This window comes from Bacillus sp. TH19 (assembly GCF_016651075.1).
Classification (GTDB): domain Bacteria; phylum Bacillota; class Bacilli; order Bacillales; family Bacillaceae_G; genus Bacillus_A; species Bacillus_A mycoides.
The window spans coordinates 1,348,774-1,373,658 of the sequence record NZ_JAEKEO010000007.1 but is presented as its reverse complement, the minus strand read 5'-3'; the positions used below and the strand labels follow the sequence as shown (position 1 = coordinate 1,373,658).

Here is a 24,885-nt window from a genome sequence, read left to right as displayed (position 1 = left end):
TGTTTTACCCTATTTGGTTTATTTTGAAGCAGTCGCAACTGCCAATGCTAATGAATATACTTTTGTTTCTGCTGAATCAGCACGTGATGTTAAAACAATCGGTGCTTTAGCGCCAGCAATCATCGCTCCTACCTTTGCATTTGCAAAATAGACGAGTGATTTATATAGCACATTTCCAGCTTCAATCGTTGGGACGAGTAAAATGTCTGCCTTACCTGCTACATCACTTACTATGCCTTTATGTTCTGCTGCAATTTGTGATACTGCATTATCTAAAGCAAGTGGTCCATCAACGACACAATTTTTAATTTGTCCGCGGCGATTCATTTGAGTTAACATCGCTGCATCAATTGTCGCTTGCATCGCAGGATTAACAACCTCTACCGCTGTAATTGGCGCTACCTTTGGCAAATCAATTCCTATTCCCTGGGCAACTTCTACAGTATTTTGTATAATAGCAGCTTTTTGTGTTACATCAGGTGCAATGTTCATCGCTGCGTCTGTAACAAAAATAAGACGATCGTAATTTGGAACTTCAAACGCTGCAACATGTGAAAGCACGCTGCCCTTACGAAGTCCCCACTCTTTATTTAATACAGCTTTCAAAATATTTGCTGTTGGGATGTTCCCCTTCATTAGCACATCTGCTTCGCCATTGCTTACAGATTTAACAGAAAGTTCTGCAGCCTCAGCACTTGACGCTGCTGCAATCACTTCAATATGTTCTGAAGTTTGTAGCCCATGCTCTTGTAGCATCCCTATTATTTTCTCTTGATTTCCATATAGACGAAATTGAGCTAGCTGTAACTTGATTGCTTTCGCTACAGCTTCAATTACTTCATGATCTTCAGCTACTGCTACAGCCACAGTTTTTTTAGGCTGTCCTGCTGCTTGATCAATTAAGTGTTCTAACTTCATATTTTGTAATCAACCCTTTCCGTCGTCCCTCGTCTATTCATTAAGCAAATACCGTGCCAACTTTAAAAAGTGGTCTTACCAATAATGAAAACGCATTCAAAATGCAGTAAAATCAATACTTTGGAAAACAACGAAATATTCTGTCTTGTTTTGTCGCTTTTTGTATACCACGCAATAAATTGCACGGTACGCAATTTATTGCATGCTATTTTTTGCACAGTCATACTTTTCTAGCTTGTAATATAAGTTTCGAACTGAAATTCCTAACGCTTTTGCAGTCTTCGTTTTGTTCCCATCAAATTTCTCTAAATATTCACGGATAATATTCCCCTCAAATTCTGTCACTAGGTGTTCAAGGGCCTTCTCTTCTAATTCAGGTAATAAATTATTTTGTTTCGGCTCTACTTGTTCTTCTTTATGTAAAGGCGGTAAATGATGTACATCAATATATATTTCGTTATAATTCATAAAGATAATAGCTCGCCCTAAAATATTTTCAAGTTCCCTAACATTCCCTGGCCATTCATATGATTGTAAATACGAAACGGCTGAATCGGTGAGTCCTTCTACATTACGACCATAATCTTGATTAATTTTTTGAATTAACCTTTCTGCAATCGCTGGTATATCTCCTTTACGCTGACGAAGGGAAGGAATTTGAATCGGGATTTTATTTAAACGATAATATAAGTCCTCTCTGAACTCTCCTTCTAGAATGCCCTTTTCTAAATTCACATGTGTTGCTGCAATTACCCGGACATTAATAGGTATCGCTTTCGTTCCCCCTACTTTCACAATTTCTTTTTCTTGTAGCACACGAAGGAGCTTCGCTTGCGTATTTGCAGATAACTCTCCGATTTCATCTAAAAAAACACTTCCATTATTCGCTTCTTCAAAGAATCCTCGTTTCCCGCCTCTTTTCGCTCCAGAAAACGCGCCTTCCTCATAACCGAATAATTCACTTTCTAATAAGGTCTCAGAAATAGCAGCACAGTTTACTCGTACAAACTTATTGTATTTTCGATTACTACTGTTATGAATAGCATGTGCAAATAACTCTTTCCCCGTACCAGATTCCCCTCTAAGCAATACTGTTGCCGGTGTATTCGCTCCAAGTTTTGCTTGTTCAATAGCTGCCGTCGTTTCATCTGAATCACCAACAATATCATCAAATGAATATTTTGCTTCTAACGTTCGAATAATTTGTCTTGCCCTATTCAATTCATTTGTTAACTTTTGAATTTCTGATACATCGCGAATTACCCCGACGCTCCCTTTCAATATCCCATCGACAATAACCGGTGCTACGTTTACAATTACATCTCGCTTTTTTTGCCCAATCTTCATATGTATTCCTCGTACCGCTCGGCGCGTCCGAAGTACTTTCATATGCATACTTTCACCTTCCACAATATCAGTTGTAGCCGGCTTCCCAATAATTTCTTCTTCAGTCAAACCCGTTAACTTCGTATAAGCAGGGTTTATAACTAGTCCTCTTCCTTTCTCATCAACAACCGAAATTGCCTCCTCAGATGAGTTAATAATCGCCTCAAGTAGCGTTTGAATTTCTTTTAAGTCTGTAACTTCTTCCGCTAAATCTACAACTTCTGTAATGTCTTTAAAAATCGCAAATGCCCCTTGAACCTCTCCACCTTCTTTTAATATCGGAATACGCGTTGTAATAATCTTTTTTTCATTCTCTAACGTCAGTTCATGATTCACTTCTATTTTTTTCGTGCGTATAATACGAAGCAACTTACTCGTTGGAATAACTTCTAAAATATATTTCCCTATTGCTTCCTCTTTTTTATATCCAGTAATACGCTCTGCGCTTTTATTAAACAGACGAACTTGTCCCTCTTGGTCTATAACAATCATACCGTCATGCGTTGAATTTAAAATTAAATTCCCTTGTTGCGTCTGTTCTTCTAGCTTTCCAATTAAGCTTTCCTTCTCATGCGCTAGTCTCGTAACAATTTTTGCAATATCCCCTGGTATAAGAAGGGTGTCTTTATGCTTGCTTCCCAATAAAACTTTATGTAAATCATAATCACCTGTCATATCAAACATTACATCAATATGCATAGAAAGAAACGGAGTTACACTATCACCAATCGGAGTCCCATATTCCTTTGCGATTTGTAATCCTTTCGCAATTGGATTACTATCAATAACTCCTATAATTTGAAATATATTCGAATTTTGCAACAGACTCAGCAGTGTACTCCCACCTTCACCTGCTCCAACAATTAACACATTTTGTTTCATACATTACACTTCCTCTCGAAGTATCTCTGCAAAATTTTTCACATTCTTATCTTACTCGTTCAGCAACCTCTTGACAAACCCCCATTCCATATAACATCATTAAAATACACAAAATAATCTGAAAAGGAGCGTTATGTATGCAGCGTTACCTCGCTCTATTATTAGCACTCATCCCCATTTCATTAGCCGTGCTTGGTATTAAACTAATGAGAGATACTGTATTTGGGATTTTGTTCTCCCCAATCCCTATATTATGGTTACAATTTTTAATCGGCGCTCTTTGCTTCGCACTCGGGTTTTATATCTTCGGCGGCTTCGTCTTACACAGAGATCGTAAGAGAAATAAAGTACAAGCACGCTTCAGAAGATAAAACAAAGTTTTCACATATCATAAATAAAAAATGAGACCATTATATTAGGTCTCATTTTTTTATCGGTAATAAAGTTCTTGCTGTTTCAGGATAATCAGTAATAATCGCTGATATATTCATATCAAAATATTTACGCATAAGCGTTTCTTCATTTATCGTGTAAGGACGAACCTCCACACCACTTCCCATCGTTAATTCAGCGATAGCATCTTGAAGATAACGATAATTCGGATGTACTGCAGTAGCACCCATCTTTTTTGCATATGCCCACGGGCTATGCAAACCTTCACGATACAAAATAGCTGTTTGAATATCAGGAGCCATCATATGACATCGCTTCATACTGTAGTGATTAAAAGAAGAAAACACAATCCGATCCTCTAAACTAAACTTACGTACAAGTGTTATAACCTCTTCTTCTAAACCTCTGTATGGGATTTTATTATTTTTCAGTTCAATATTGAGTAACAATTTCGTTTTTGCGAGCCATTCTAACACCTCTTCTAGAAGAGGTATTTTGCAAAAACCTACTTTGTCACCGAATTTATAACTCGCATCCAACTTACATAAATCTTCATATAAATAATTTCGAACCGCACCTTTTCCATTTGTTGTCCGATCCACCGTTTCATCATGAATAACGACAACTTTTCCATCTTTCGTGAATTGAACATCGAGTTCAATTCCATCTGCCCCGAAAGCCTCCGCCGCTTCAAATGAAATCATTGTATTTTCCGGATACGTTCCCGCTGCACCACGATGTGCAAATATAAGAGTCATCCTCACTCCCCCAATCTTATGCTATACTATACGAAAAAGGAGGTACTTCTATGAGACCATTACAAATTTCTCCAGACACTGCAGTCCGCCTATCAAAAGCGTTAGGTGTTCCACTTGAACAACTTATGCATATGCCACAGCATATTTTAATCCAAAAGTTAGTTGAATTAGAAAAACAAAATAAAGACGAAGAATAATATAGTCCTGTTTTGCAGGGCTTTTTATTATCATCTATTATATCATGGATGACTTCCCCACTAAAATCCTTTAACAGATGTACTACGATGCGATTTAGCCTTCACTTCATCATTTAATAATGAATTATATATCTTCTTTTTTGTTACAAGTCATAAAGAAAGCAGAATATTTATTCACAAGTCACCATTGCCCCCTTAAAGCAAGGTAATAAAAAAACTAGAAGCCCTTCATATTATTTTTTATTGAACGTGCGGAGTATCCCCTGATTCGTATAGTTCTTTCGCTTTTTCCTCCCCGAATGTAGTTAAAATATAATGTTGCTCTTCTACCGCATCCATCGCTCTAGTGGCTTTACAAACATTACCCTCTTGAGCATCCGAGAAAAAATTGTGATCTTCTACAATTTTACTAAAATCTTTTTTCGCCCATCTATCAGCAATTGCTACAAGCTCATTTTTCTTCGCAAAACTACTCTTATTTATGATTTTTTTTAATTTTTCAGCGTTATTTTGAATCATTGGGATGGATCCCGATTTTCGTTCTGCCACTACTTTTTGATGAGTCATGTGATACATCGCTGTAATGACTTCGCTTTCAGTAGAATTTTCAGTAACATACACATCAACAAAGACTCCATCTACCTCTCTACCTACTATCGTTGGGTCTTCTTTTTTATCTATTTGAGCACTCACTTCTTTATCTACTGGATTATCGGCAAGCTCTAACATTCCAAATGTAACTGCAACAGCAAGAACTCCCATAGCTGCTACTATTCCTAGCCAAGTTAATATTTTGTTTTTCATTTCCCTTCTCCCTCTGTATACCTATTTAATTACCTTAAAAAACTCACTTATATGTAATATTACTAAAAACAGGTTTTATTTCCCATAATATCAAACAACCCTTTTTATCTACCCAAATAATTTTGATAAAATCGATATCACTTCTCCCTCTTTTTCTCAACAAAATAAAAAGACCAACGAATTCTAAAATTCATTGGTCATTAAATAAAAGTTTATTGGTTTTAAAATTGATATCGAGTATAAATTTCAAGAATTATTAAGCTCTACTAAAACTTAAATCCCTTACTACTTTTCCTCTCAGCTAGCCTTATGTTCAAGTCTTAGCTTATCCGCAACCATTGCGATGAACTCGGAATTCGTAGGTTTTGCTTTTGACATGGATACAGTATAACCAAAAGCTTTAAACGTTGATATGTATACGTTTCTAACATTTTCTTTTCGTCCAATAAATACGCTAAATTTCACGCCCTTTATTGGTTTAGTTTTTCCTAATTCATTGGTAACATTACGTTACTAATGTGTATAAGAATATGATACATAACCACAGGGGCAAACGTCAATAAAATTAAATGACATTCGTGTACTATTATTCATTTCATCAACTATCTGGTACGACTTTATCTCAAAATATAAATCAATGTATAGATGATTGACGATTCTTAATCATTTCTAATGGAACTTGAACACTCCCATAAGATACGCCACAAGTGAAAATATGTCCTATCATACTCATTATAGCTTCATGCTTTTCTTTTTCGGTTCTAAACTTATTATTCAGTATCGTATCTATCATTTCTTCACATTGTTTATATTTCATCATTGCTTCAGCTTGAATCAGTTCAAAAATTTCTTTTTCATTCCCTTCATAATCGTTTAATATTTTTAGCATTTCTGAAATCTCTACGTCCATGTTACTAACTCCTGTCAGTTATTTTAGAACTTTGCTAAAGACTTACACGTTCAACTCTGAAACTCAGGTGTTCATTGATTCTTTCATTAGATATAATAGTCAGGATTTTCGCCCATTTTAATTAAAAATTCTTCTAAAGAATCCGCTATTTTCTCATCTTCAGAGTAAATAGGGCATTGACCTAATTCATTCGCTTGCTTAAATTTAATTGTTAAAAAGCTAAGTTCTGTCACTTCAAAAAACACTAATGATTCTTCATCGTCTACACCATCTATATTAGGGTTATATTCATAGATATCTTGTCTCAAACGAAAATCCACAACAGAAAAGGGGTCCATAAATCTGTTAAAAAAGAACTTACTTGATGCCTCTAAAAAACCATAACCAATTTCTTTATAAAAATTTTTCAATTCTTTAGGGAATTTCATTTTTAATAAATCTTCTGCTTCCTCTATCTCTTCACTTTTTAAAGGATAGAAAATAGGTGTTTGGTCAGATTTTATACTTTCATCAGCTACAACACAATTTTTCAAAAAATCAAACATAACTTTTACTACCTCCGTTAATTACTTTTTAAAAATTTCTCTTGAAATACTTTCCTTAGCATGTATACCACCTTGATGTTCATCAGGGTATTTAGCTGGGTGCATATTCCACCATTCATGTTCTCCACCATGTGCATTTTCAATAAGGTGATGTGCATCAAATGGCTTCTCAATTCTCCGTGTTACTTTACCTCTTTTCGAAATAACTTCCTCAGCATATGTAGGCCATGTTTGGTTTGTTTCTTTTTCCCACTCAGCTATCAGCTTATTTTTTTCAGAACGGAACTCGTTCCTTCTTGTATCTACTTCTTCTTTGCTTAATCGTTCATAACCATTATTTTCTAAATGTTCTTGTAGTAATTCCCTCTGGTTTTCAGGAATCTTTCTATTTGTTATTTCTTCTACTTGGCCAAGATATTCTTGGAATCTAGGTGTATTTAAATTACCAGGGTCAGCAAACATAAATGTATTACGGGCTTCTTCTAAAGAATTAAAAGAAGTTTTCGGAATATCTCTAAACTCACCAACGCCAGCATATGCAAAACGGTCTCCCGTTTGCAATTTATTTGTATAATGCGAGATACCTTCTGATACCTTTGCTAAATTCGTACCCTTTGCAAGTGTAGTGACTTTGCTTATTCCTTTATCACCAATAAGTCCTAAACCAACTTGAGTTAAAGCATAACTTCCCCATTTCGCACGACTTTCTGCGTCACCATTTATTACATCATTAATAAATGAATCCGACAATACATTATACATGGTACTAAGTGTATCAATAGGATGCAAGGCTGCGTTCCCCATATTTTGCCACGTTTCCCATTTACCAAGTGCCTTAAATCCTTCTATAGTATCTTCAACGGCTTCCCCTGCACCTTCTACAATACCATCTCGAATTTTTTCGAAAGTAGATTTTTCAGGTAGCTTACCACACATTGCCCCTTCTTCTATCTTTCCATCAACTAAATTACCATCATAACGTTCATCAGCATTACGAAACTTTTCAGCAGCGTGCATTAGTTCTTCTGCAATCTTATCAAATTCCCGAAACACATTAAACATTTGAGGTTTTGTTTCATTAAACATCTGATAAAACCTTTGACCCGTTGCACCATTCCACATTGAAGCTACGTATTCCGTTTGGTTATATAAATCTTTATGTATCTGTTCTAATCTATTTTTAGTTTCAAGAACTAGCTTTGCTGACTGTTCTAGCCGTTCTGGCGTAACCTTTATTTGCGTCATGCTACCCCTTCCCCATACAATATTTTACAAACGAATTATATCACGTGAAACTATTTTACTGTACTAAACATTCTGATTTTTTAGAGAAAAATTTAATCCATTCCTTTTAAAGAAGTTGAAATGAAGCTGTCTGCTATATAAAGCAAATAAATACGAGAACCCTATCAAAATATAAATTCACTTAACTTCCTCTTTGCTGAATTAAGTATCCGTCTCCCTCTTTCAGGATGATTTATCCCATGTAAACACCCTAAGTCTCTATATGATAAATGGGGACTTTCTATATACGTTGTTATTAACTCCTCTTCAATATCATTACAATACTGTTCGATTAATAGTTTAATTTCTACATCGTCCTCAATTCGAAACGGCGAATCAATTTTTTCTAAGTCTTCAACAAGGTCAATGTTTTGATGATTTACTTTCCTTTTATCTGTCCTTAAATTTGATTTTACTAAGTTGTAGCCCGTACACTCCAACGATTTTCTGACTTTTTCATATAAGTAATACTCATCGTTCCATGAATGTTCTCGACACAAATGCCATAACTTCTCCCAAAATACACTTTCAAAATCATCTCGATAAATCCGCTTATTTTTCCATGCATTTTCAAATTTATTGAGAGTTGTTTGAATGAACCATCCTATTAAATAATCATTAAAAATGATATGGAAGGCATCCTCTCCTTCTTCCAATCGAAGTAAAGCATACTTATTCCATGTCTTTTCTACTGCAAGCACCTGCTTTACTTTTTTATCATCATAAATTTGCTTTATTCGTTCTAGCTTATCTTCCTGCTGTATTTGAATGTGTGTTTTCTTTTCTCTTTTGTATAATTTCATGTTGCCGTCCCTCACTGATTTTATAATTTTAAAAGTTTACTGTGACAAAATCATAAAAAATGTTGTATTTATGAATGTCTAAGAGGAGAAAGGAACTACCTCTTCCCTTTCTATTGGTCTCTACACACATAAAACGTGACACTAAACCTTAAAAAATCATTATTTATATGGACGGACGGCACTGAAATAAAAAAAGACAACGAACAATGTCCTCGTCTTTTTACCTTCCTCTATTCTGTTCTTCTAATTCTAACCAACATTTTATAAATTCTTTTAGCTTATTTGAAAATGCATCAATTGTTAGCAATCGTTGTATCGCTTAGTGGCTTTTTGTAATCCGTCCGATTATGCGGGCGATTAATATCATTAGCTATTGTTTTAGCAGCCACAGTGTACTTTCCACGTTCCTTTAAATACTTAATATACTGCCGAATGTGTACGGCCTTTACCTTCCCCGCTTCCTCCACTTGATACGTCTCTCTCATGTACAATAAAAATAAATTTAGCGTCTGGTCATAGCTTTTCAGCGTTTTAGTCGATAAGTTTTTACTTGAACAATACAACATAAAATTATCTAGCTGTAATTCAAATTCAGTCAAAACAAAAAACACCGCCTCTCATTAGTTTGATTTACAAACCAATAAAAGACGGTGTTTATTAAAATGCATTAACATTATTTGTTGGTACGAAAAGAAGTTTGTTGGTAACTTTACATTACCGCTAAACAATCAAAAACACTATTATATCAACATTTACGAAGCCTTATGTTCAAGTCTTAGCTTATCCGCAACCATTGCGATGAACTCGGAATTCGTAGGTTTTGCTTTTGACATGGATACAGTATAACCAAATAAGGACGAAATAGAATCAATATTCCCACGGCTCCAAGCTACTTCAATTGCGTGACGGATTGCGCGCTCGACACGGCTTGCTGTTGTATTATATTTCTTTGCAATATCTGGATATAATACTTTCGTAATAGATCCTAGTAATTCGATATCATTGTACACCATAGAGATTGCTTCTCGTAAGTACATGTACCCTTTAATATGAGCGGGTACACCAATTTCATGAATGATACTTGTAATACTCGCATCTAAGTTTTTCGGTTTTCCATCTATCGTTGTTGCTGATCGGAAAGATGGTAATGGACGTTTAATAGTAGCACTTTCCTTACCACTAACTTGACGAATATGACTTGTTAAATTCTCCATATCAAATGGTTTTAATATGAAATATGATGCCCCTAAATCAACCGCTTTTTTCGTCACATCTTCTTGTCCGAATGCCGTCAACATAATAACGCTAGGTTGTCTTAACCTTTCAATATGTCGCATTTTCTCTAGCACAGCTAGACCATCTAAATGTGGCATAATAATGTCTAAAACGAGTATATCAGGCTGCTTTTCTTTCAATAAGTTTAAACATTCTTGACCATTGTAAGCAATTCCGATAACTTCCATATCATCTTGGGCAGCAACATAACTCTCTAGCATCGATACCAATTCTTTATTATCATCCACAAGACACACTTTAATTTTCTCCACAGTTTTTCCTCCCTTACCGAATCGATTCTTCCGACATGTGTAAGCTTCTAGGCTACATGAATTGTTCGACAATTGTGTGAAAATTCCCTTTAAAGTTTCTTACTTTCCGATAAAATCACAAAAAAATATGTTTATCGTTCATTTTTTTACTTTCGCAACACATTCCATCATAGAATTACAGCGAAACGTTCAACCCTTTGCTTATATCTTACAACAAAAAACAGCTCTTGCGGAGCTTTTACAAAATTTCAACGAATTTTTCAAAAGAAAAGCGAGCTAATATGTATTAGCTCGCTTTTTTCTCTTGATCATAAATATTAATTCCAGCCTCATGTAACATCCATTCAATATGAACACCGTATCCTGACGTTGGATCATTTACAAATACATGTGTAACCGCACCAATTACTTTCCCATTTTGTACAATCGGACTTCCACTCATTCCTTGTACAATACCACCCGTTTTTGCTAGTAAACGTTTATCTGTCACTTTTATAACCATACCTTTTGTAGCCGGGAACTTTTGTGGTACCGTACTAACAACTTCAATATCAAACGCTTCCACCTTATCTTGATCAATAACTGTTAATATTTTCGCTGGCCCTTCTTTTACTTGATGGGATAATGCGATAGGCATTGCTTTATCCATTATGCCGTTTGTCATATCTGTGTTTAATTTCCCAAAAATACCATACGGGCTATTTATTGTAATATTACCAATCACTTCACGATCCGGTGAAAATCTTGCTAATTTTTCTCCCGGGTTCCCGTGACTTCCTCTTTCAATAGACGTTACTGTCGAACGCATAATTTGTCCATCTTCTACTTGAATTGGCTTTTTTGTATCATTATCGGAAATTACATGACCAAGCGCTCCATATTTCATAGAATCTGGATGTACAAATGTCATCGTTCCGATACCAGCTGCTGAATCACGAATATACAGTCCAATTCGGTAAGAGGATTCACCATTGTCTTTTTGTGGTGTTAGCTTAGCACGAATATATTTTCCATCTCTTAATAAAACAAGATTAAGCGGTTCACCTGTTTCTCCACTATTATGAATAAATGGTGCTACATCACTCATTCTTTCAATTGTTTTACCATTGATTTCAGTAATCATATCTCCAATCTGTACACCAGCTGTTTCACCAGGAGATACTTTACCCTTTTCAGTTTGAATTAAATGATGGCCTACAACAAGTACACCTTTTGTGTTCAATTTTACACCAATCGATTGTCCACCTGGAATAACTTTAAAATCTTTTAATACTTTCACATTTACTTTTTTCACTGGAAATCCAGCAAGTTGAAACACCATATCAGCTTCACCATTTTGGTGAGAATTTACCATAAGTTCTTGTTCATTTGAACTTACAGTAAACACATTACGATTTGTAGATGCAGCCTTAAAAACTGGTAATGATGCTATTTCTGATTGTTGTCCTTCAAAAACAACAAGTTGCTTCGGAGATGAAATAAACGTTCGAAGCGGTTTAAAACATCCAATAAAAACTAGAGAAACAAGGAGACAAAGACCTATTATTTTTCGAAATCTTTCTAATTTCAATTTGTTCACTCTCCTCGCTCCTACCCCACATTCAGCCTCTTGGCTTCACTTTTTAATCTCTCCTTGCAGCGCTTTATTTATAACCGGAAGAATTAAGAAATCGTCATTTGAGAAAAAAAAGCTATCCATTACTGGATAGCCTCTGCTGTCTGTTTGAAATGATGCGCTTGCGTAAGTAACTCTTTCGCATGCTCTGTCGTTAAATCTGTAATTTCAACACCAGAAATCATTCGAGCAATTTCTGTTACTTTTTCATCCGTACTTAACACAGTAACCGATGTAATCGTACGATCATTCGCCACTTGTTTTCTAATAAATAAATGAGAGTCCGCCATTGAAGCTACTTGAGGTAAGTGCGTAATACAAAGTACTTGCGAGTTTACTGATACACGATAAATTTTTTCCGCAATAGCCTGTGCAACCCGACCACTCACACCCGTATCCACTTCATCAAAAATAACAGATGCAACACCTTGATGCTTAGAAAAAATGCTTTTTAAAGCTAAAATAATACGAGATAACTCTCCGCCAGAAGCGACCTTTGAAAGTGGCTTTAACGGTTCACCCGGATTCGTTGAAATATAAAATTCCACATGATCGTAGCCATCCGCCGTAAGTTTTACCGGTGTTCCTTCCACGAGAGGTTCTTCTACATTTCCTACCCTCTTCATAATTCTCACTTCAAATTTCGTTTTTTCCATATATAGTTCTTTTAATTCTTGATGAATAGCGCTTGTAAGATGATCTGCAAGCTCATGACGCATAGTACTTAACAACGTTGCTTCTTTTACAATAACACCTTCTAATTTCGTTAACTGCTTTCTCGTCGTTTCAATATGTACGTCTTTATTTTCAATCGTAAAAATTTCTTGTTCAATTTTATCAGCATACGCTAAAATCTCTTCTACAGTATTTCCATACTTTCTCTTTAACATACGGATTTCATTCAAACGTGTTTCAATTTCATCTAGACGTTTCGGATCATATTCCATCATATCTAATTTTTCTCTAAGCTGGTATGCAACTTCTTCTAATAAGTAATAACTATTCGCAATAGAATCATGATTTTCTTGATACGCTTCGTCTAAGTGCGTAATACTCTCCATTTGTCCCATTGCATTTCTTACGTGATCCAATCCCTGTCCGTCTCCACTTAACGAACGATACGCATCTCCTAATGCTTTATAAATCTTTTCAAAATTGGAGATTTTTAATCGTTCCTCAGTCAATTCATATTCTTCATCCATTTTTAAATCCGCCTTACGAATTTCTTCATGTTGGAATTGAATTAAATCTAGACGATGGGCCATTTGTTGTTCATTTTCACTTAAAGATTTCAGCTGTTTTTTTAACTTCTCATAGTCTGTATATACATTTTGATATATGCCCAATTGTTTAACAATGCGATTTCCATCAAAATGATCAAGCATAAACATATGACGTTCTTCATTCATTAAATCTTGTGTTTCATGCTGTCCATGAATATCAACTAGCGTTTTTCCAATCTCTTTTAATATGCTGAGTGTAACAAGTTTCCCATTTACACGACAGACACTTTTTCCGTTCGCAGCGATGTCACGCTTCAAAATAATCATGCCATCTTCTATTTCTATATCTAACTCTTCTGCCTTTGCGATACATGGATGCTTGTCATCTTCTACATAGAATAAGCCTTCTATCTCAGCCTTTTCTGTTCCATATCGAACAAATTCTGCTGAACCACGGCCACCAACAAGCAAACTAATTGCATCAATAATAATGGATTTTCCAGCTCCTGTTTCACCACTTAAAACGGTTAAACCTTTTTGAAAAGAAATATTTAATGCCTCAATAATAGCAAAGTTTCTGATCGATAATTCCGATAACAATGCCCCATTCACCTCGTTATAAACTAATCCCCTATTAAGGGCTTTTCTCAGTATTCTTCATTCAAATAGTTATACTATATGTTTGTATGTATAAATTACTCTTCTAACCCGCTCCATTGTACCAAACATTCGTTTTACGGGTCAATCCACCTATTTTCTAACTTCATTCAAAAAAAATAATGTATTGTATTTGAAAATCCGTATTTTTCGCCAATAAAAATATCTTGTTTACTTTCCACTTTACAGAGGAAAGTAAACAAGATTTTTCTGTTAAAGCATATTTAAGAAACGATCAGAGACAACACCTGTATCTTCAGGTGTACGGCAAATAATTAAGCAAGTATCATCACCACAAATGGTTCCGACGATCTCATCCCACTCTAAATGATCAATGAGTGCCCCAAGTGAATGAGCGTTACCAGGCAATGTTTTTAGCACAAGCATATGTCCTGCCGTGTCTAATTTTACAAATGAATCCACTAGATTTCGTTTTAATTTTTGCAACGGATTAAATCGTTGATCTGCTGGCAAGCTATATTTATAGCGTCCATCATGTAATGGCACCTTCACTAAGTGCAGTTCTTTAATATCGCGCGATACTGTTGCTTGCGTTACATTAAACCCCACATTACGTAAAATATCAACTAGTTCATCTTGTGTTTCAATTTCTTTGTTAGCAATAATTTCCCTGATTTTAATATGGCGCTGACCTTTATTCATACATTTGCACCTCACACTATCTCTTACCATAGTTTAAACATTGGTATACTTCATTTATTTATGTTACCGTATAATCCATTACTTGTACACAATTGTTTTTACAATCATTATACGATTACAACAAAAAGAGGAACAACATATGTTATTCCCCTTTCCCTTTTTGTTTTAAAACATCATGTGCTTCTGTAACAACTTGCTCAATAGAAACCGGAGAATGATTTTCGCCATTCTCACGCTCACCGTGCCACTTTAGATGAATTAAAAATTCAATATTTCCATCCCCGCCTGTAATTGGTGAGAATGTTAAACCTTCGATATTATAGCCTTCCTTAAGAGCAAAATCGACAATCATTTCCACGACAGCTTCATGTACTTTTCTATCACGAACAATGCCTTTTTTCCCGACTTGTTCTCGTCCAGCTTCAAACTGAGGTTTAATCAATGCAGCTACATCACCATTTGGCATAAGCATTGTTTTTAAAACCGGCAATATAAGCCTTAATGATATAAATGAAACATCAATACTTGCAAACTGCGGTAAACCACGCTCTAAATCTGCCGGTGTCACGTAACGGAAGTTCGTTCGTTCCATCACAACAACACGCTCATCTTGACGCAATTTCCACGCAAGTTGATTATATCCTACATCTAATGCGTAGGATAACTTCGCCCCATTTTGAAGCGCACAGTCTGTAAAACCACCAGTTGATGAACCAATATCTATCATAACCTTATCTTGTAAATCAAGTTGAAATGTTTCTAATGCCTTTTCAAGCTTATAACCACCACGGCTTACATACGGCATGACTTGCCCTTTCACCGTAATCTCCGTATCTTGTGAGATTTTCTCCCCTGGCTTATCGAGTCTCATTTCATTCGCATATACAAGACCTGCCATAACAGCACGTTTAGCCTTCTCACGCGTTTCTATAAGTCCTCGCTCTACTAATAGTACATCTACTCTTTCTTTTTTTACGCTCATTTGTTACGCCCTTTTTTGTTTTGATGGAATCATTGTATGAATACGGTCTACAACAGCATCTGTTGTTAAACCAATTTCTTCTAACAGTTTTGTTACACTACCATGCTCTATGAAGCGATCAGGAATACCCATTCGTTCAATTAAAGCACTATGGTATCCGTTCTCAGAAGCAAATTCAACTACTCCCGTCCCAAAGCCACCGATTAAACAAGCCTCTTCAATCGTTAAAATCGGTATATTTTTCCCTAAAAGCTCATGTAAATATGCTTCGTCCATCGGCTTAATAAAGCGAGCATTCACTACTTTCACTGATACTCCAGCTTGTTCAAGACGCTCAGCTGCTTCCATTGCCATCGGGATTGTCGTACCAAACGTTAAAATTGCTGCTTGTGTGCCTTCTTTTAACGTTTCCCATGTACCAATTGGAATCGCCTTTAATTCTTCATCCATTTGAACGCCAAGTCCATTTCCGCGTGCATAACGTAAAGCAATCGGTCCATCTTCGTATTGCATCGCTGTATATACTAAATGTTGACCTTCATTTTCATCTTTCGGCATCATAAGCACCATATTCGGCAAGTGACGTAAAAACGCGATGTCAAATACACCTTGATGCGTTTCACCGTCTGCTCCTACTAATCCAGAGCGATCTATTCCAATGAAAACATTTAAATTCTGGCGACAAATATCATGAACAACTTGGTCGTATGCTCTTTGTAAAAATGTTGAATAAATTGCTAAGAACGGCTTCATCCCTTGTGTTGCCATACCAGCTGCCATTGTTGTAGCATGCTGCTCTGCAATACCTACATCAATCATGCGATCCGGAAATTCTTTTTGGAATTTCTCAAGTTTCGATCCAACAGGCATTGCAGGCGTAATTGCAACGATACGTTCATCCGTTCTCGCTAGCTTAAGCACTGTTTCACTAACAACAGCACTCCATGCTGGTGCAACTTCTTTCGGTTTAACGAAGTCACCTGACTCAATTTTATACGATCCTGTTCCATGCCAAGTTCCAATAACGTCACTTTCAGCTGGTTTATAACCTTTTCCTTTTTTCGTAATAACATGAACAAGTACTGGGCCTTTTGTTTTCTTTGCATATTGCAACGTTTCGAATAACTTTTCATAATCATGCCCATCGACCGGACCTAAATATGTAAAGCCTAATTCTTCAAAAAAGACGCCTGATACTAGTAAATATTTTAGACTATCTTTTATTTTCTCTGCTGTCGCAGCAACTTTCCCGCCGACTGCTGGGATTTTCTTCAATATATACTCTAGTTCATCTTTTACCCAATGGTACTTCCCTGCGGTACGTAAACGACCAAGTACATTATGAAGTGCACCGACGTTTGGTGCAATTGACATTTCATTGTCATTCAAAATAACAATCATGTCCGTTTTTTCATGCCCAATGTGGTTCAATGCCTCTAAAGCCATTCCGCCTGTTAATGCACCATCGCCAATGATTGGTATAACGTATTCTTCCGTTTTCTTTAAATCACGTGCTAGAGCCATTCCCATTGCAGCAGATAACGACGTTGAACTATGACCAGTTTCCCAAACATCATGCTCACTCTCGCAGCGTTTTGGAAAACCACATAGACCTTGGTATTGCCTTAATGTGCCGAATTCTTTCGCACGCCCTGTTAAAATTTTATGTACATAGGATTGATGTCCTACGTCCCATAAAAACTTATCTTTCGGACTATCAAATAATTTATGCAGAGCAATTGTGAGTTCTACTACACCTAAATTAGGTGCAATATGTCCACCTGTTTGAGAGAGCTCTTCAATTAAAAACTTACGAATATCCTCACTCAACCCCTCTAGTTCACTGATAGACATATCTTTCAAAAAACTAGGGTTTTGAATTTGCGTTAGATCCACATGGATCACTCACTTTCATTTCATAATCTGTCAACATGTCAAATATTATAAGAAACATTTACACAACACAAGAAATTATCTTTTCTATTCTTTTTATCTTGTCCTGCTTTCAGAAAACACTTCCATTTTTTCACTTATCATATTATACATCATATTTCTTTACGTGATGAAAAAAATAGCCGCTAACACGAAGTGATAACGGCAATGTAATCTACATATATTTTTGCCAATAACAAGAAAAGAAAAACCTTTCCTACATTTATATCATAAAATGATGAATGACTCAACAAATGGAAACGCTGTTATATTAGTTATTACGTTTTGCGATTAAATCACAAATAGATAGTAAATATTCATCTTGTAATTGTAAGGAGCTAATAGAATCTTTTGCTTTTGCAATTTTCTCCTCTAAAATAGATTTTGCTCTATCTACAGTAAATAACGTCGTATATGTGCTCTTCTCGTTGGAAGCATCACTACCAATCGGTTTTCCAATCTCTTCTTCTGTTCCTTCTACATCCAAAATATCATCTCTAATTTGGAAAGCTAGACCGATATATTTCGCAAATGCAAGTAACTTCTCTTCTTGCTCTTCTGTAGCATCAGAAAGTATCGCGCCTGCAAGTACAGCAAACTCAAGCAGTTTACCTGTCTTATGATTATGAATGTACTCTAATTCATTAATTGTAAGTCGTTTTCCTTCAGCTTCCATATCTGCCACTTGTCCAGCAACCATTCCTTCAGGTCCTGCTGCTTTCGCAAGCTCAAGTACAAGTCTTACTTTTTTTTCAGCAGAGATTTCTTTTTGCTCATATGCCATAATAACTTGAAAAGCATATGTCAACAAACCATCTCCCGCTAAAACTGCCATTGCTTCACCAAATACTTTATGATTTGTAGGCTTTCCTCGTCTTAGATCATCATCATCCATACAAGGTAAATCATCATGAATTAACGAATATGTATGAATCATTTCAAGGGCACAAGCTGCACCCACTCCAAGATTTCTTTCTTTCCCAAACGCTTGTAACGTTGCAAATAAAAGTAACGGGCGGAGACGTTTCCCACCCGCTTCCAAAGAATATGCCATCGCTTCACGAAGCACATTTGGACATTGTAATTCATTTGCATAGCTTACAAGCTTTTCTTCTACGAAAGTTTTACTCTCTTTCAAAAAAGCATCAAAAGCTATATGTGTCACTATGCTTCATCTCCTAAAGCAGTAAACGGTTTAAGCTCTCCATCTTCCCCAAGGATAACTGCCATTTGTTCTTGTACATCTTTCAATTTCTCATCACAAAGCTTAGATAATTCCATGCCTTCCTTAAAATAAGAAATTGCTTCCTCTAAAGGTACATCACCTTGTTCAAGCTTAGAAACGAGATGCTCAAGCTGCGAAATTGCTTCTTCAAAGCTTAACTTATTTTCCATTATTCAATTCACGCTCCTCTATGCTTGATACGCTACAATCTAGTATTCCATCTTGTAATTGAACCGAAACAGCATCTCCAAGGCTAACATCTTTCACGCTTTTTAATACTTGTTTCTCTTCATCGTATACAAGCCCATACCCTCTCATCATTACTTTAAGCGGGCTTAATACCTCAAGCTTTTGAGCCGCTCTCACAAATACGAACTCCTTCGTTTGAAGTAATGTTTGCATTTCACGTTGCAACTGCTTTTGCAACGTTTCAATTGCCGTTTTCGTTTGTATAATTTTTTGAGATGGGTGGTGCTTTTCTAAATAAAATGAAAGTTGCTTTAATTGATTTACTTTTTTATCTATATAACGCTCTTTCGCTAAAACAAGTTGTTCAAGAGCCCTGTCTAACTGCTCTTCTTTTTGCTCGTACACTTGCCTTGGATAACGGAACGCATAAGATTTTTGTAACACTTGCAGTTTTTCTTCTTTTTTATGTACTCTCTCTCTCATTGCTCTTTGCAATCTCAGAGTTCTTTGTAATACCTTTTCTTGTAACTCTATAGTATTAGGTACCGCCAACTCAGCTGCTGCAGTCGGTGTTGGTGCACGTAAATCCGCGACAAAATCTGCAATTGTAAAATCTGTTTCATGGCCTACAGCCGAAATAATCGGAATCTCACTTGTGAAAATTTCTCTTGCAACTACTTCCTCATTAAAGGCCCATAATTCTTCAATAGAGCCTCCACCACGTCCAACAATTAAAACATCAATATCTCCCATTTCATTCGCTGTACGAATTGCTTGTACAATCGAGGGAGCTGCTGACTCCCCTTGTACAAGTACAGGAAACACAATAACATTTCCAATTGGATAACGACGTTTAATTGTTGTTATAATATCGCGAATTGCTGCTCCTGTTGGCGACGTGATTACACCTATTGTTTTAGCATACGGAGGAATTATTTTTTTATAAACTTGAGAAAACAAGCCCTCTTCCTCTAAACGAACTTTTAATTGCTCATAAGCTAAATGCAAGTTTCCAATTCCGTCAGGCTGCATGTCTTGAATATAAATTTGATAAGAACCACTCGCCTCGTAAACAGAAATCTTTCCTTTTACAAGTACTTTCATTCCATTTTCCGGTCTGAATTTAATGTTACGATTATGACCCGCAAACATAACCGCTGCAATTCTTGCATTTTCATCTTTCAATGTAAAATACATATGACCACGACTATGATATTTAAAGTTGGAAATTTCTCCTTTTAACCAAACAGACTGTAAATGCGGATCATACTCTATTTTTGTTTTAATATAGCGTGTTAATGCTGTAACGGTTAAATATTGTTTCTCCATTTCTCTCTCCTCATAGCCGATTCAAATTATTGACAAACAACACCTGCACGCTTTGCAGACTCCACAGTGTTGTGAAGAAGCATTGTAATAGTCATTGGGCCGACTCCTTTTGGCACAGGCGTAATGTAACCTGCAACGTCTAATACATTGTCAAAATCAACATCACCACAAAGTTTGCCTGTTTCTAAACGGTTAACACCAACATCAATTACAACCGCACCCTCTTTAATATAGTCAGCTGTTACCATTTTCGGTCGTCCAACGGCTACGATTAAAATATCAGCTAACTTCGATAATTCTTTTATATTTTGCGTCTTAGAATGACAATATGTGACAGTTGCATTTTCATTTAAAAACAGTTGCCCCACTGGTTTACCAACAATATTACTTCTTCCAATTACAACAACATGCTTTCCAGAAATATCAAGATTCGTTTCTTTTACTAATTCTAAAATGCCATGCGGTGTACATGGAAGGAATGTGTCTTGTCCCGTCATCATACGTCCTACGCTGATTGGGTGAAATCCATCTACATCCTTTTCCGGTGAAATTCTTTCAATGATAGCTTTTTCTTCAATATGTTTTGGTAAAGGTAATTGTACCAATATGCCATTAATGCGGTCGTCTCCATTTAAGCGATCGATTTCAGCAAGCAAACGCTCCTCAGTAATCGTTTCAGGAAGTTCAATTAGCTCTGAATAGATTCCTACTTGCTCACAGCCTTTTTCTTTTCCTTTTACATAAGAACGAGATGCTGGATCTTCTCCAACTAAAATAACTGCTAATCCTGGTACAATCCCTTGCTCTTTTAACTTCACAACTTTTTCTTTTAATTGTGCTCGTTTTTTCTCCGCAACTTCATTTCCTTTGATGATTACTGCTACCATTTTAAGTTTCCCCCTTAAAGAAATTACAGTGTATCTTTTATATTAGATAAAACGCCGTTAATAAAACGACGAGATTCCTCATCCCCAAATGTTTTTGCGATTTCAATTGCTTCGTTAATTGTTACATTGTGCGGAATTTCTTCCATGTATTTCATCTCACACACAGCTACACGTAAAATACTGCGATCAACAATACTAATACGCTCAAGCTTCCACTTTTTTAAATTTTGACGAATTGCTGCGTCAATCTCTTCTTTGTTGTCTACAAATCCTACAACAAGTGATTCTAGAAACTCATTTGTTTCTTCGCCTTCATCTAGCGTATTTTCCACCGCTACTTTCGGTTCTAATTCACCTGTAATATCCATTTGGTATAATGCTTGCATTGCTCTTTCTCTAGCCGTCCTACGTTTCATTGTAACTCTCCTTTATACTTCAAGTCTTTCCTTATGTTTTGTTATATTATTATAATTTATAAGCCGTCAATTCACTTACTCTTGCAGTTTTCATTGATTTTCCAACCTTATAATACAATGATAATAACACAATTTATCGTTTCACACACGGGGTACAAGGCTGAAAAATAATAAAAAGATTAACTTCAAGTTCCATATCTTATCACAATGTACGTTTTTTGGAAAAATGAAACATACCGTTTTATTTTTCTTTTTTTTGAAATAGTATAATAATTAGAGGGTTTTAATTTGTGAAGAAATGAAACGATAAAAAAGATGCCTATTTTACTAGGCACCTTTTTCCACTCTTACACTGGTTCGATTTCTGTTTTTTGTGTTTCGAATGTTACGCCAACGATGTGAACGTTCACTTCTTTTGGCTCAAGTCCTGTCATTGTAAAGAGTGCTTGGCGAATATTGTCTTGAATTTTTTGTGCAACAACCGGAATCGCTACACCAAAATACATCACAACATAAAGGTCAACAATAATATCTTCGTTTGCTAATTCAACCTTTACACCTTTACCATGATTTTTCTTACCTAACTTCTCAACAACATCTGTAGCAAAATTACCACGCATTGCCGCTACACCTTCTACTTCAGCAGCTGCAATACCTGCAATTACTTCGATTACTTCTGGTGCAATTTCTACTTTTCCAAGAGTTGTATCTTGACCCATATCTAACATATGTTCAGCCATGAAAAAAACCTCCTTTAATGTATCACTGCGTCACAAGTTCATGCTCTTCCAAAAATTTCGTGTTAAACTCACCTTTTACAAAATCAGGATGCTCTAGCAATTGCAAATGGAACGGGATTGTTGTATGTACGCCTTCAATGACAAACTCACTGAGCGCTCGCTTCATTTTTGCAATTGCCTCTTCACGTGTTTTTCCGTGAACAATTAATTTAGCAACCATCGAATCATAGAAAGGTGGTATTGAATATCCCGGATATACAGCTGAATCGACGCGAATACCAAATCCGCCTGGTGGTAAGTACATTTCTACTTTACCTGGAGATGGCATAAATTTTTTGGCAGGGTTTTCCGCATTAATTCGACATTCCATTGCCCAACCATTAAATTGTACTTCTTCTTGCTGTAACGATAACTTTTCTCCAGAAGCAACAAGAATTTGTTCTTTAATTAAATCCATCCCTGTTACCATTTCAGTAACTGGATGTTCAACTTGGATTCTCGTATTCATCTCCATGAAATAAAAGCTTTTCGTTTTATATTCATAAATAAACTCAACCGTACCAGCACCTGTATAATCAACCGCTACCGCCGCTTTAACTGCTGCCTCACCCATTTGCTTGCGAATATTCTCATCAAGTGCAGGTGATGGACTTTCTTCTAATAGTTTTTGCAGACGGCGCTGAATTGTACAATCACGCTCTCCTAAATGAATGGCATTTCCATGTGTATCTGCCATTATTTGAATCTCAACATGGCGGAAATCTTCAACGTACTTCTCCAAGTATACACCAGGGTTCCCAAAAGCGGTACTGGCTTCTTGCTGTGTAATTTGAATTCCTTTTACAAGCTCTTCTTCATGGCGCGCAACACGAATACCTTTTCCGCCGCCACCTGCAGTCGCTTTAATGATAACTGGATATCCAAGTTGATTAGCAAGCTCGATCGCTTCTTCGGTATTTTTAATAATCCCTTGTGAACCTGGTACAATCGGAACCCCTGCTTCTTTCATTGTATCACGTGCAACGTCTTTTGTGCCCATCTTTGAAATGGCTTCTGGGCTTGGACCGATAAAAATCAAGTTACACTCACGGCATAATTCTGCAAAATCTGCATTCTCTGCTAAAAATCCATATCCCGGATGAATTGCATCACAACCTGTTAATTTCGCAACACTAATAATGTTCGTCAAATTTAAATAGCTTTCTTTTGAAATCGTTGGTCCAACACAATACGCTTCATCTGCAATTTGCACATGAAGTGACTCTTTGTCTGCTTCTGAATAAATTGCAACTGTTTCAATATCCATTTCTTTACAAGCACGAATAATTCGTACAGCAATTTCCCCACGATTGGCTATTAATACTTTTTTTATCATCACAAAGACTCCCTTATTACGCTTTTACAAGAAATAGCGGTTGTCCATACTCAACAAGCTGTCCGTTATTAACAAGAATCTCAACAATTTCGCCCTCTACATCTGCGTCAATTTCGTTAAATAATTTCATAGCTTCAACAATACATACGATAGAATCTTTCGATACTCTGTCCCCAACACTTACATATTGAGGTGTATCAGGCGAAGAAGAGGAATAAAATGTCCCTACCATCGGTGATGTGATTTTATGTAGGTTTTCATCTTGAACAACTTTCTTCTCTTCTTGTTTTGGCGCTTCTACTTGCGCTGCCGCTACTGCTGTTTCTACTTCGACAGATGCTGCTGGCTGTACTACCTGTTTCGTTACCGGTGCTTGCACAGTAACTACTTCATTACCACGTTTTTTCATTTTGATTGTTGTACCGTCTTTTTTGTATTCAAATTCATCAATATTAGAGCTATCAATTAATTTAATTAATTCACGAACTTCTTGAATTTTAAACATGTAAAATCCACTCCCATACTCTTGTTTGTCCCGTTTTTACAGATTGGCATCAAACTGATTTACTGTAAAAATACGATGTATTCTATTAGAAAATTTATTCCTATGACATTTACTAATAGAAATATTTACTATTCCCATCTTACGCTAAATTTTTTAAACATTCCAATTTATATTTCTTTATTATAAATCGAAACTCCTGTAAAAATATTATTCCACCAAAAAATTATTACCTAGTAATAATACCAAGTTTCACACAAAATTGGCAAGACCACTTCCTAAAAAACATTCTTTACTTTTTCAAAACTGCAAAGTGTAAAAACGTAATTCCCTCAGCATTCTTCATTTTATCCACGGTAAAAAAACATATTTTTACCAAATATTATTTTTTTGTTTACGCGCCGTTCATTCTTCCTTCATAAAAGAATAGTATGTTCAAAGTGTAGCAAATTTATTGTAGTGAGGTGCGGACATATGATATGGCTCATCCTGTTCTTGCCTGCCGTAGTGATTTGGACATTGGTCCTCTTCATTCACGTCAAATCTGGAAAAACTAATCACCATCATCACGAACCATTAATCTTTTACTCACAGCGTATTTCCCCGTTTCCAATTGAAAATACTAAATACAACTGCAAAGATGAAATAGAAAAAAGCTATCGAAAACGATAGCTTTTTTCTATTATTCTTTTATCTAATTTGAAGCAGCAACACCTATTATAA

The 24,885-nt window shown here is 36.0% G+C and carries 26 protein-coding genes and 1 pseudogene; 3 read left to right on the top strand and 24 right to left on the bottom strand.

The features are described 5' to 3' along the window. Positions 1–18: 18 nt before the first annotated feature. Complete coding sequence (yqiS, locus tag JFU54_RS10935) at positions 19–918, bottom strand: phosphate butyryltransferase (RefSeq protein WP_201064379.1); 900 nt, start codon at positions 916–918, stop codon at positions 19–21. Between the two features lie 195 nt (positions 919–1,113). Then, positions 1,114–3,186, bottom strand: coding sequence for a sigma-54 interaction domain-containing protein (locus JFU54_RS10930; RefSeq protein ID WP_002033958.1), 2,073 nt, complete (start codon positions 3,184–3,186; stop codon positions 1,114–1,116). 137 nt (positions 3,187–3,323) lie between these two features. Here JFU54_RS10930 and JFU54_RS10925 point away from each other — a divergent pair, with 137 nt between their 5' ends. Then, the gene (locus JFU54_RS10925) at positions 3,324–3,557 is read left to right on the top strand and encodes a DUF2627 domain-containing protein (protein WP_001190193.1); all 234 of its coding nucleotides are present in this window, start codon (positions 3,324–3,326) and stop codon (positions 3,555–3,557) included. Between the two features lie 51 nt (positions 3,558–3,608). On the opposite strand, the gene JFU54_RS10920 is transcribed toward JFU54_RS10925, so the two are convergent. Continuing rightward, on the bottom strand, positions 3,609–4,337 hold the full coding sequence (locus JFU54_RS10920) for a glycerophosphodiester phosphodiesterase (protein WP_002033957.1): 729 nt from the start codon (positions 4,335–4,337) through the stop codon (positions 3,609–3,611). Between the two features lie 50 nt (positions 4,338–4,387). On the opposite strand from JFU54_RS10920, the gene JFU54_RS10915 reads away from it, so the two are divergent. After that, the gene (locus JFU54_RS10915; protein ID WP_001247671.1) at positions 4,388–4,534 is read left to right on the top strand and encodes a YycC family protein; all 147 of its coding nucleotides are present in this window, start codon (positions 4,388–4,390) and stop codon (positions 4,532–4,534) included. 240 nt (positions 4,535–4,774) lie between these two features. On the opposite strand, the gene JFU54_RS10910 is transcribed toward JFU54_RS10915, so the two are convergent. The 21 genes and pseudogenes from JFU54_RS10910 to accB form a co-directional block, all read right to left on the bottom strand. Then, on the bottom strand, positions 4,775–5,338 hold the full coding sequence (locus JFU54_RS10910) for a PRK06770 family protein (protein WP_002033955.1): 564 nt from the start codon (positions 5,336–5,338) through the stop codon (positions 4,775–4,777). Between the two features lie 297 nt (positions 5,339–5,635). Continuing rightward, positions 5,636–5,734, bottom strand: a pseudogene (locus JFU54_RS29430) (sporulation initiation factor Spo0A C-terminal domain-containing protein); the annotation flags it as partial. 238 nt (positions 5,735–5,972) lie between these two features. Continuing rightward, complete coding sequence (locus JFU54_RS10900) at positions 5,973–6,248, bottom strand: hypothetical protein (RefSeq protein ID WP_002033954.1); 276 nt, start codon at positions 6,246–6,248, stop codon at positions 5,973–5,975. A gap of 86 nt (positions 6,249–6,334) precedes the next feature. Beyond that, entirely contained in the window at positions 6,335–6,793 is a 459-nt protein-coding gene (locus tag JFU54_RS10895; protein WP_012261693.1) for an SMI1/KNR4 family protein, read from the bottom strand. 21 nt (positions 6,794–6,814) lie between these two features. Continuing rightward, positions 6,815–8,038, bottom strand: coding sequence for a WXG100 family type VII secretion target (locus JFU54_RS10890; RefSeq protein ID WP_201064377.1), 1,224 nt, complete (start codon positions 8,036–8,038; stop codon positions 6,815–6,817). Between the two features lie 164 nt (positions 8,039–8,202). Beyond that, positions 8,203–8,880: a sigma-70 family RNA polymerase sigma factor gene (locus JFU54_RS10885; protein ID WP_201064375.1), complete on the bottom strand. Its 678-nt coding sequence runs from the start codon at positions 8,878–8,880 to the stop codon at positions 8,203–8,205. A 293-nt stretch (positions 8,881–9,173) separates the two neighbouring features. Continuing rightward, entirely contained in the window at positions 9,174–9,446 is a 273-nt protein-coding gene (locus tag JFU54_RS10880; RefSeq protein ID WP_242489438.1) for a site-specific integrase, read from the bottom strand. Positions 9,447–9,632: 186 nt separating this feature from the next. Continuing rightward, positions 9,633–10,427: a sporulation transcription factor Spo0A gene (gene spo0A, locus JFU54_RS10875; RefSeq protein WP_002015081.1), complete on the bottom strand. Its 795-nt coding sequence runs from the start codon at positions 10,425–10,427 to the stop codon at positions 9,633–9,635. 286 nt (positions 10,428–10,713) lie between these two features. Beyond that, positions 10,714–12,006 carry a SpoIVB peptidase gene (gene spoIVB / locus JFU54_RS10870; RefSeq protein WP_002015079.1) on the bottom strand — a complete coding sequence of 431 codons (1,293 nt, stop codon included), beginning with the start codon at positions 12,004–12,006 and terminating at the stop codon, positions 10,714–10,716. A gap of 119 nt (positions 12,007–12,125) precedes the next feature. Beyond that, the gene (gene recN / locus JFU54_RS10865; protein WP_002088564.1) at positions 12,126–13,865 is read right to left on the bottom strand and encodes a DNA repair protein RecN; all 1,740 of its coding nucleotides are present in this window, start codon (positions 13,863–13,865) and stop codon (positions 12,126–12,128) included. A 270-nt stretch (positions 13,866–14,135) separates the two neighbouring features. Further along, positions 14,136–14,585: an arginine repressor ArgR gene (gene argR, locus JFU54_RS10860; RefSeq protein WP_002015076.1), complete on the bottom strand. Its 450-nt coding sequence runs from the start codon at positions 14,583–14,585 to the stop codon at positions 14,136–14,138. A 142-nt stretch (positions 14,586–14,727) separates the two neighbouring features. Continuing rightward, positions 14,728–15,567 (bottom strand): TlyA family RNA methyltransferase, encoded by an 840-nt coding sequence (locus JFU54_RS10855; protein ID WP_002015074.1) that lies wholly within the window; start codon positions 15,565–15,567, stop codon positions 14,728–14,730. 3 nt (positions 15,568–15,570) lie between these two features. Next, positions 15,571–17,463 carry a 1-deoxy-D-xylulose-5-phosphate synthase gene (gene dxs, locus JFU54_RS10850; RefSeq protein ID WP_002088566.1) on the bottom strand — a complete coding sequence of 631 codons (1,893 nt, stop codon included), beginning with the start codon at positions 17,461–17,463 and terminating at the stop codon, positions 15,571–15,573. A gap of 307 nt (positions 17,464–17,770) precedes the next feature. Beyond that, positions 17,771–18,664 carry a (2E,6E)-farnesyl diphosphate synthase gene (gene ispA, locus JFU54_RS10845; RefSeq protein ID WP_002015072.1) on the bottom strand — a complete coding sequence of 298 codons (894 nt, stop codon included), beginning with the start codon at positions 18,662–18,664 and terminating at the stop codon, positions 17,771–17,773. Then, positions 18,664–18,894, bottom strand: coding sequence for an exodeoxyribonuclease VII small subunit (gene xseB / locus JFU54_RS10840; protein WP_000428422.1), 231 nt, complete (start codon positions 18,892–18,894; stop codon positions 18,664–18,666). Before xseB ends, ispA begins: the two co-directional genes overlap by 1 nt. Then, the gene (gene xseA, locus JFU54_RS10835; protein ID WP_002015068.1) at positions 18,884–20,242 is read right to left on the bottom strand and encodes an exodeoxyribonuclease VII large subunit; all 1,359 of its coding nucleotides are present in this window, start codon (positions 20,240–20,242) and stop codon (positions 18,884–18,886) included. The genes xseB and xseA overlap by 11 nt, the downstream gene beginning before the upstream one ends. A 26-nt stretch (positions 20,243–20,268) precedes the next feature. Continuing rightward, on the bottom strand, positions 20,269–21,129 hold the full coding sequence (folD, locus tag JFU54_RS10830; protein WP_002067081.1) for a bifunctional methylenetetrahydrofolate dehydrogenase/methenyltetrahydrofolate cyclohydrolase FolD: 861 nt from the start codon (positions 21,127–21,129) through the stop codon (positions 20,269–20,271). Positions 21,130–21,152: 23 nt separating this feature from the next. Further along, positions 21,153–21,545, bottom strand: a complete 393-nt coding sequence (gene nusB / locus JFU54_RS10825) for a N utilization substance protein NusB (protein ID WP_002067080.1) — start codon at positions 21,543–21,545, stop codon at positions 21,153–21,155. Between the two features lie 347 nt (positions 21,546–21,892). Beyond that, the gene (locus JFU54_RS10820; protein ID WP_000807630.1) at positions 21,893–22,285 is read right to left on the bottom strand and encodes an Asp23/Gls24 family envelope stress response protein; all 393 of its coding nucleotides are present in this window, start codon (positions 22,283–22,285) and stop codon (positions 21,893–21,895) included. 22 nt (positions 22,286–22,307) lie between these two features. Then, on the bottom strand, positions 22,308–23,660 hold the full coding sequence (gene accC / locus JFU54_RS10815; protein WP_002015065.1) for an acetyl-CoA carboxylase biotin carboxylase subunit: 1,353 nt from the start codon (positions 23,658–23,660) through the stop codon (positions 22,308–22,310). A 16-nt stretch (positions 23,661–23,676) separates the two neighbouring features. Continuing rightward, the gene (gene accB, locus JFU54_RS10810; RefSeq protein WP_002033941.1) at positions 23,677–24,165 is read right to left on the bottom strand and encodes an acetyl-CoA carboxylase biotin carboxyl carrier protein; all 489 of its coding nucleotides are present in this window, start codon (positions 24,163–24,165) and stop codon (positions 23,677–23,679) included. 471 nt (positions 24,166–24,636) lie between these two features. Between accB and JFU54_RS10805 the strand changes: the two genes are divergently transcribed. After that, the gene (locus JFU54_RS10805) at positions 24,637–24,834 is read left to right on the top strand and encodes a hypothetical protein (protein ID WP_012261697.1); all 198 of its coding nucleotides are present in this window, start codon (positions 24,637–24,639) and stop codon (positions 24,832–24,834) included. Positions 24,835–24,885: the final 51 nt, after the last annotated feature.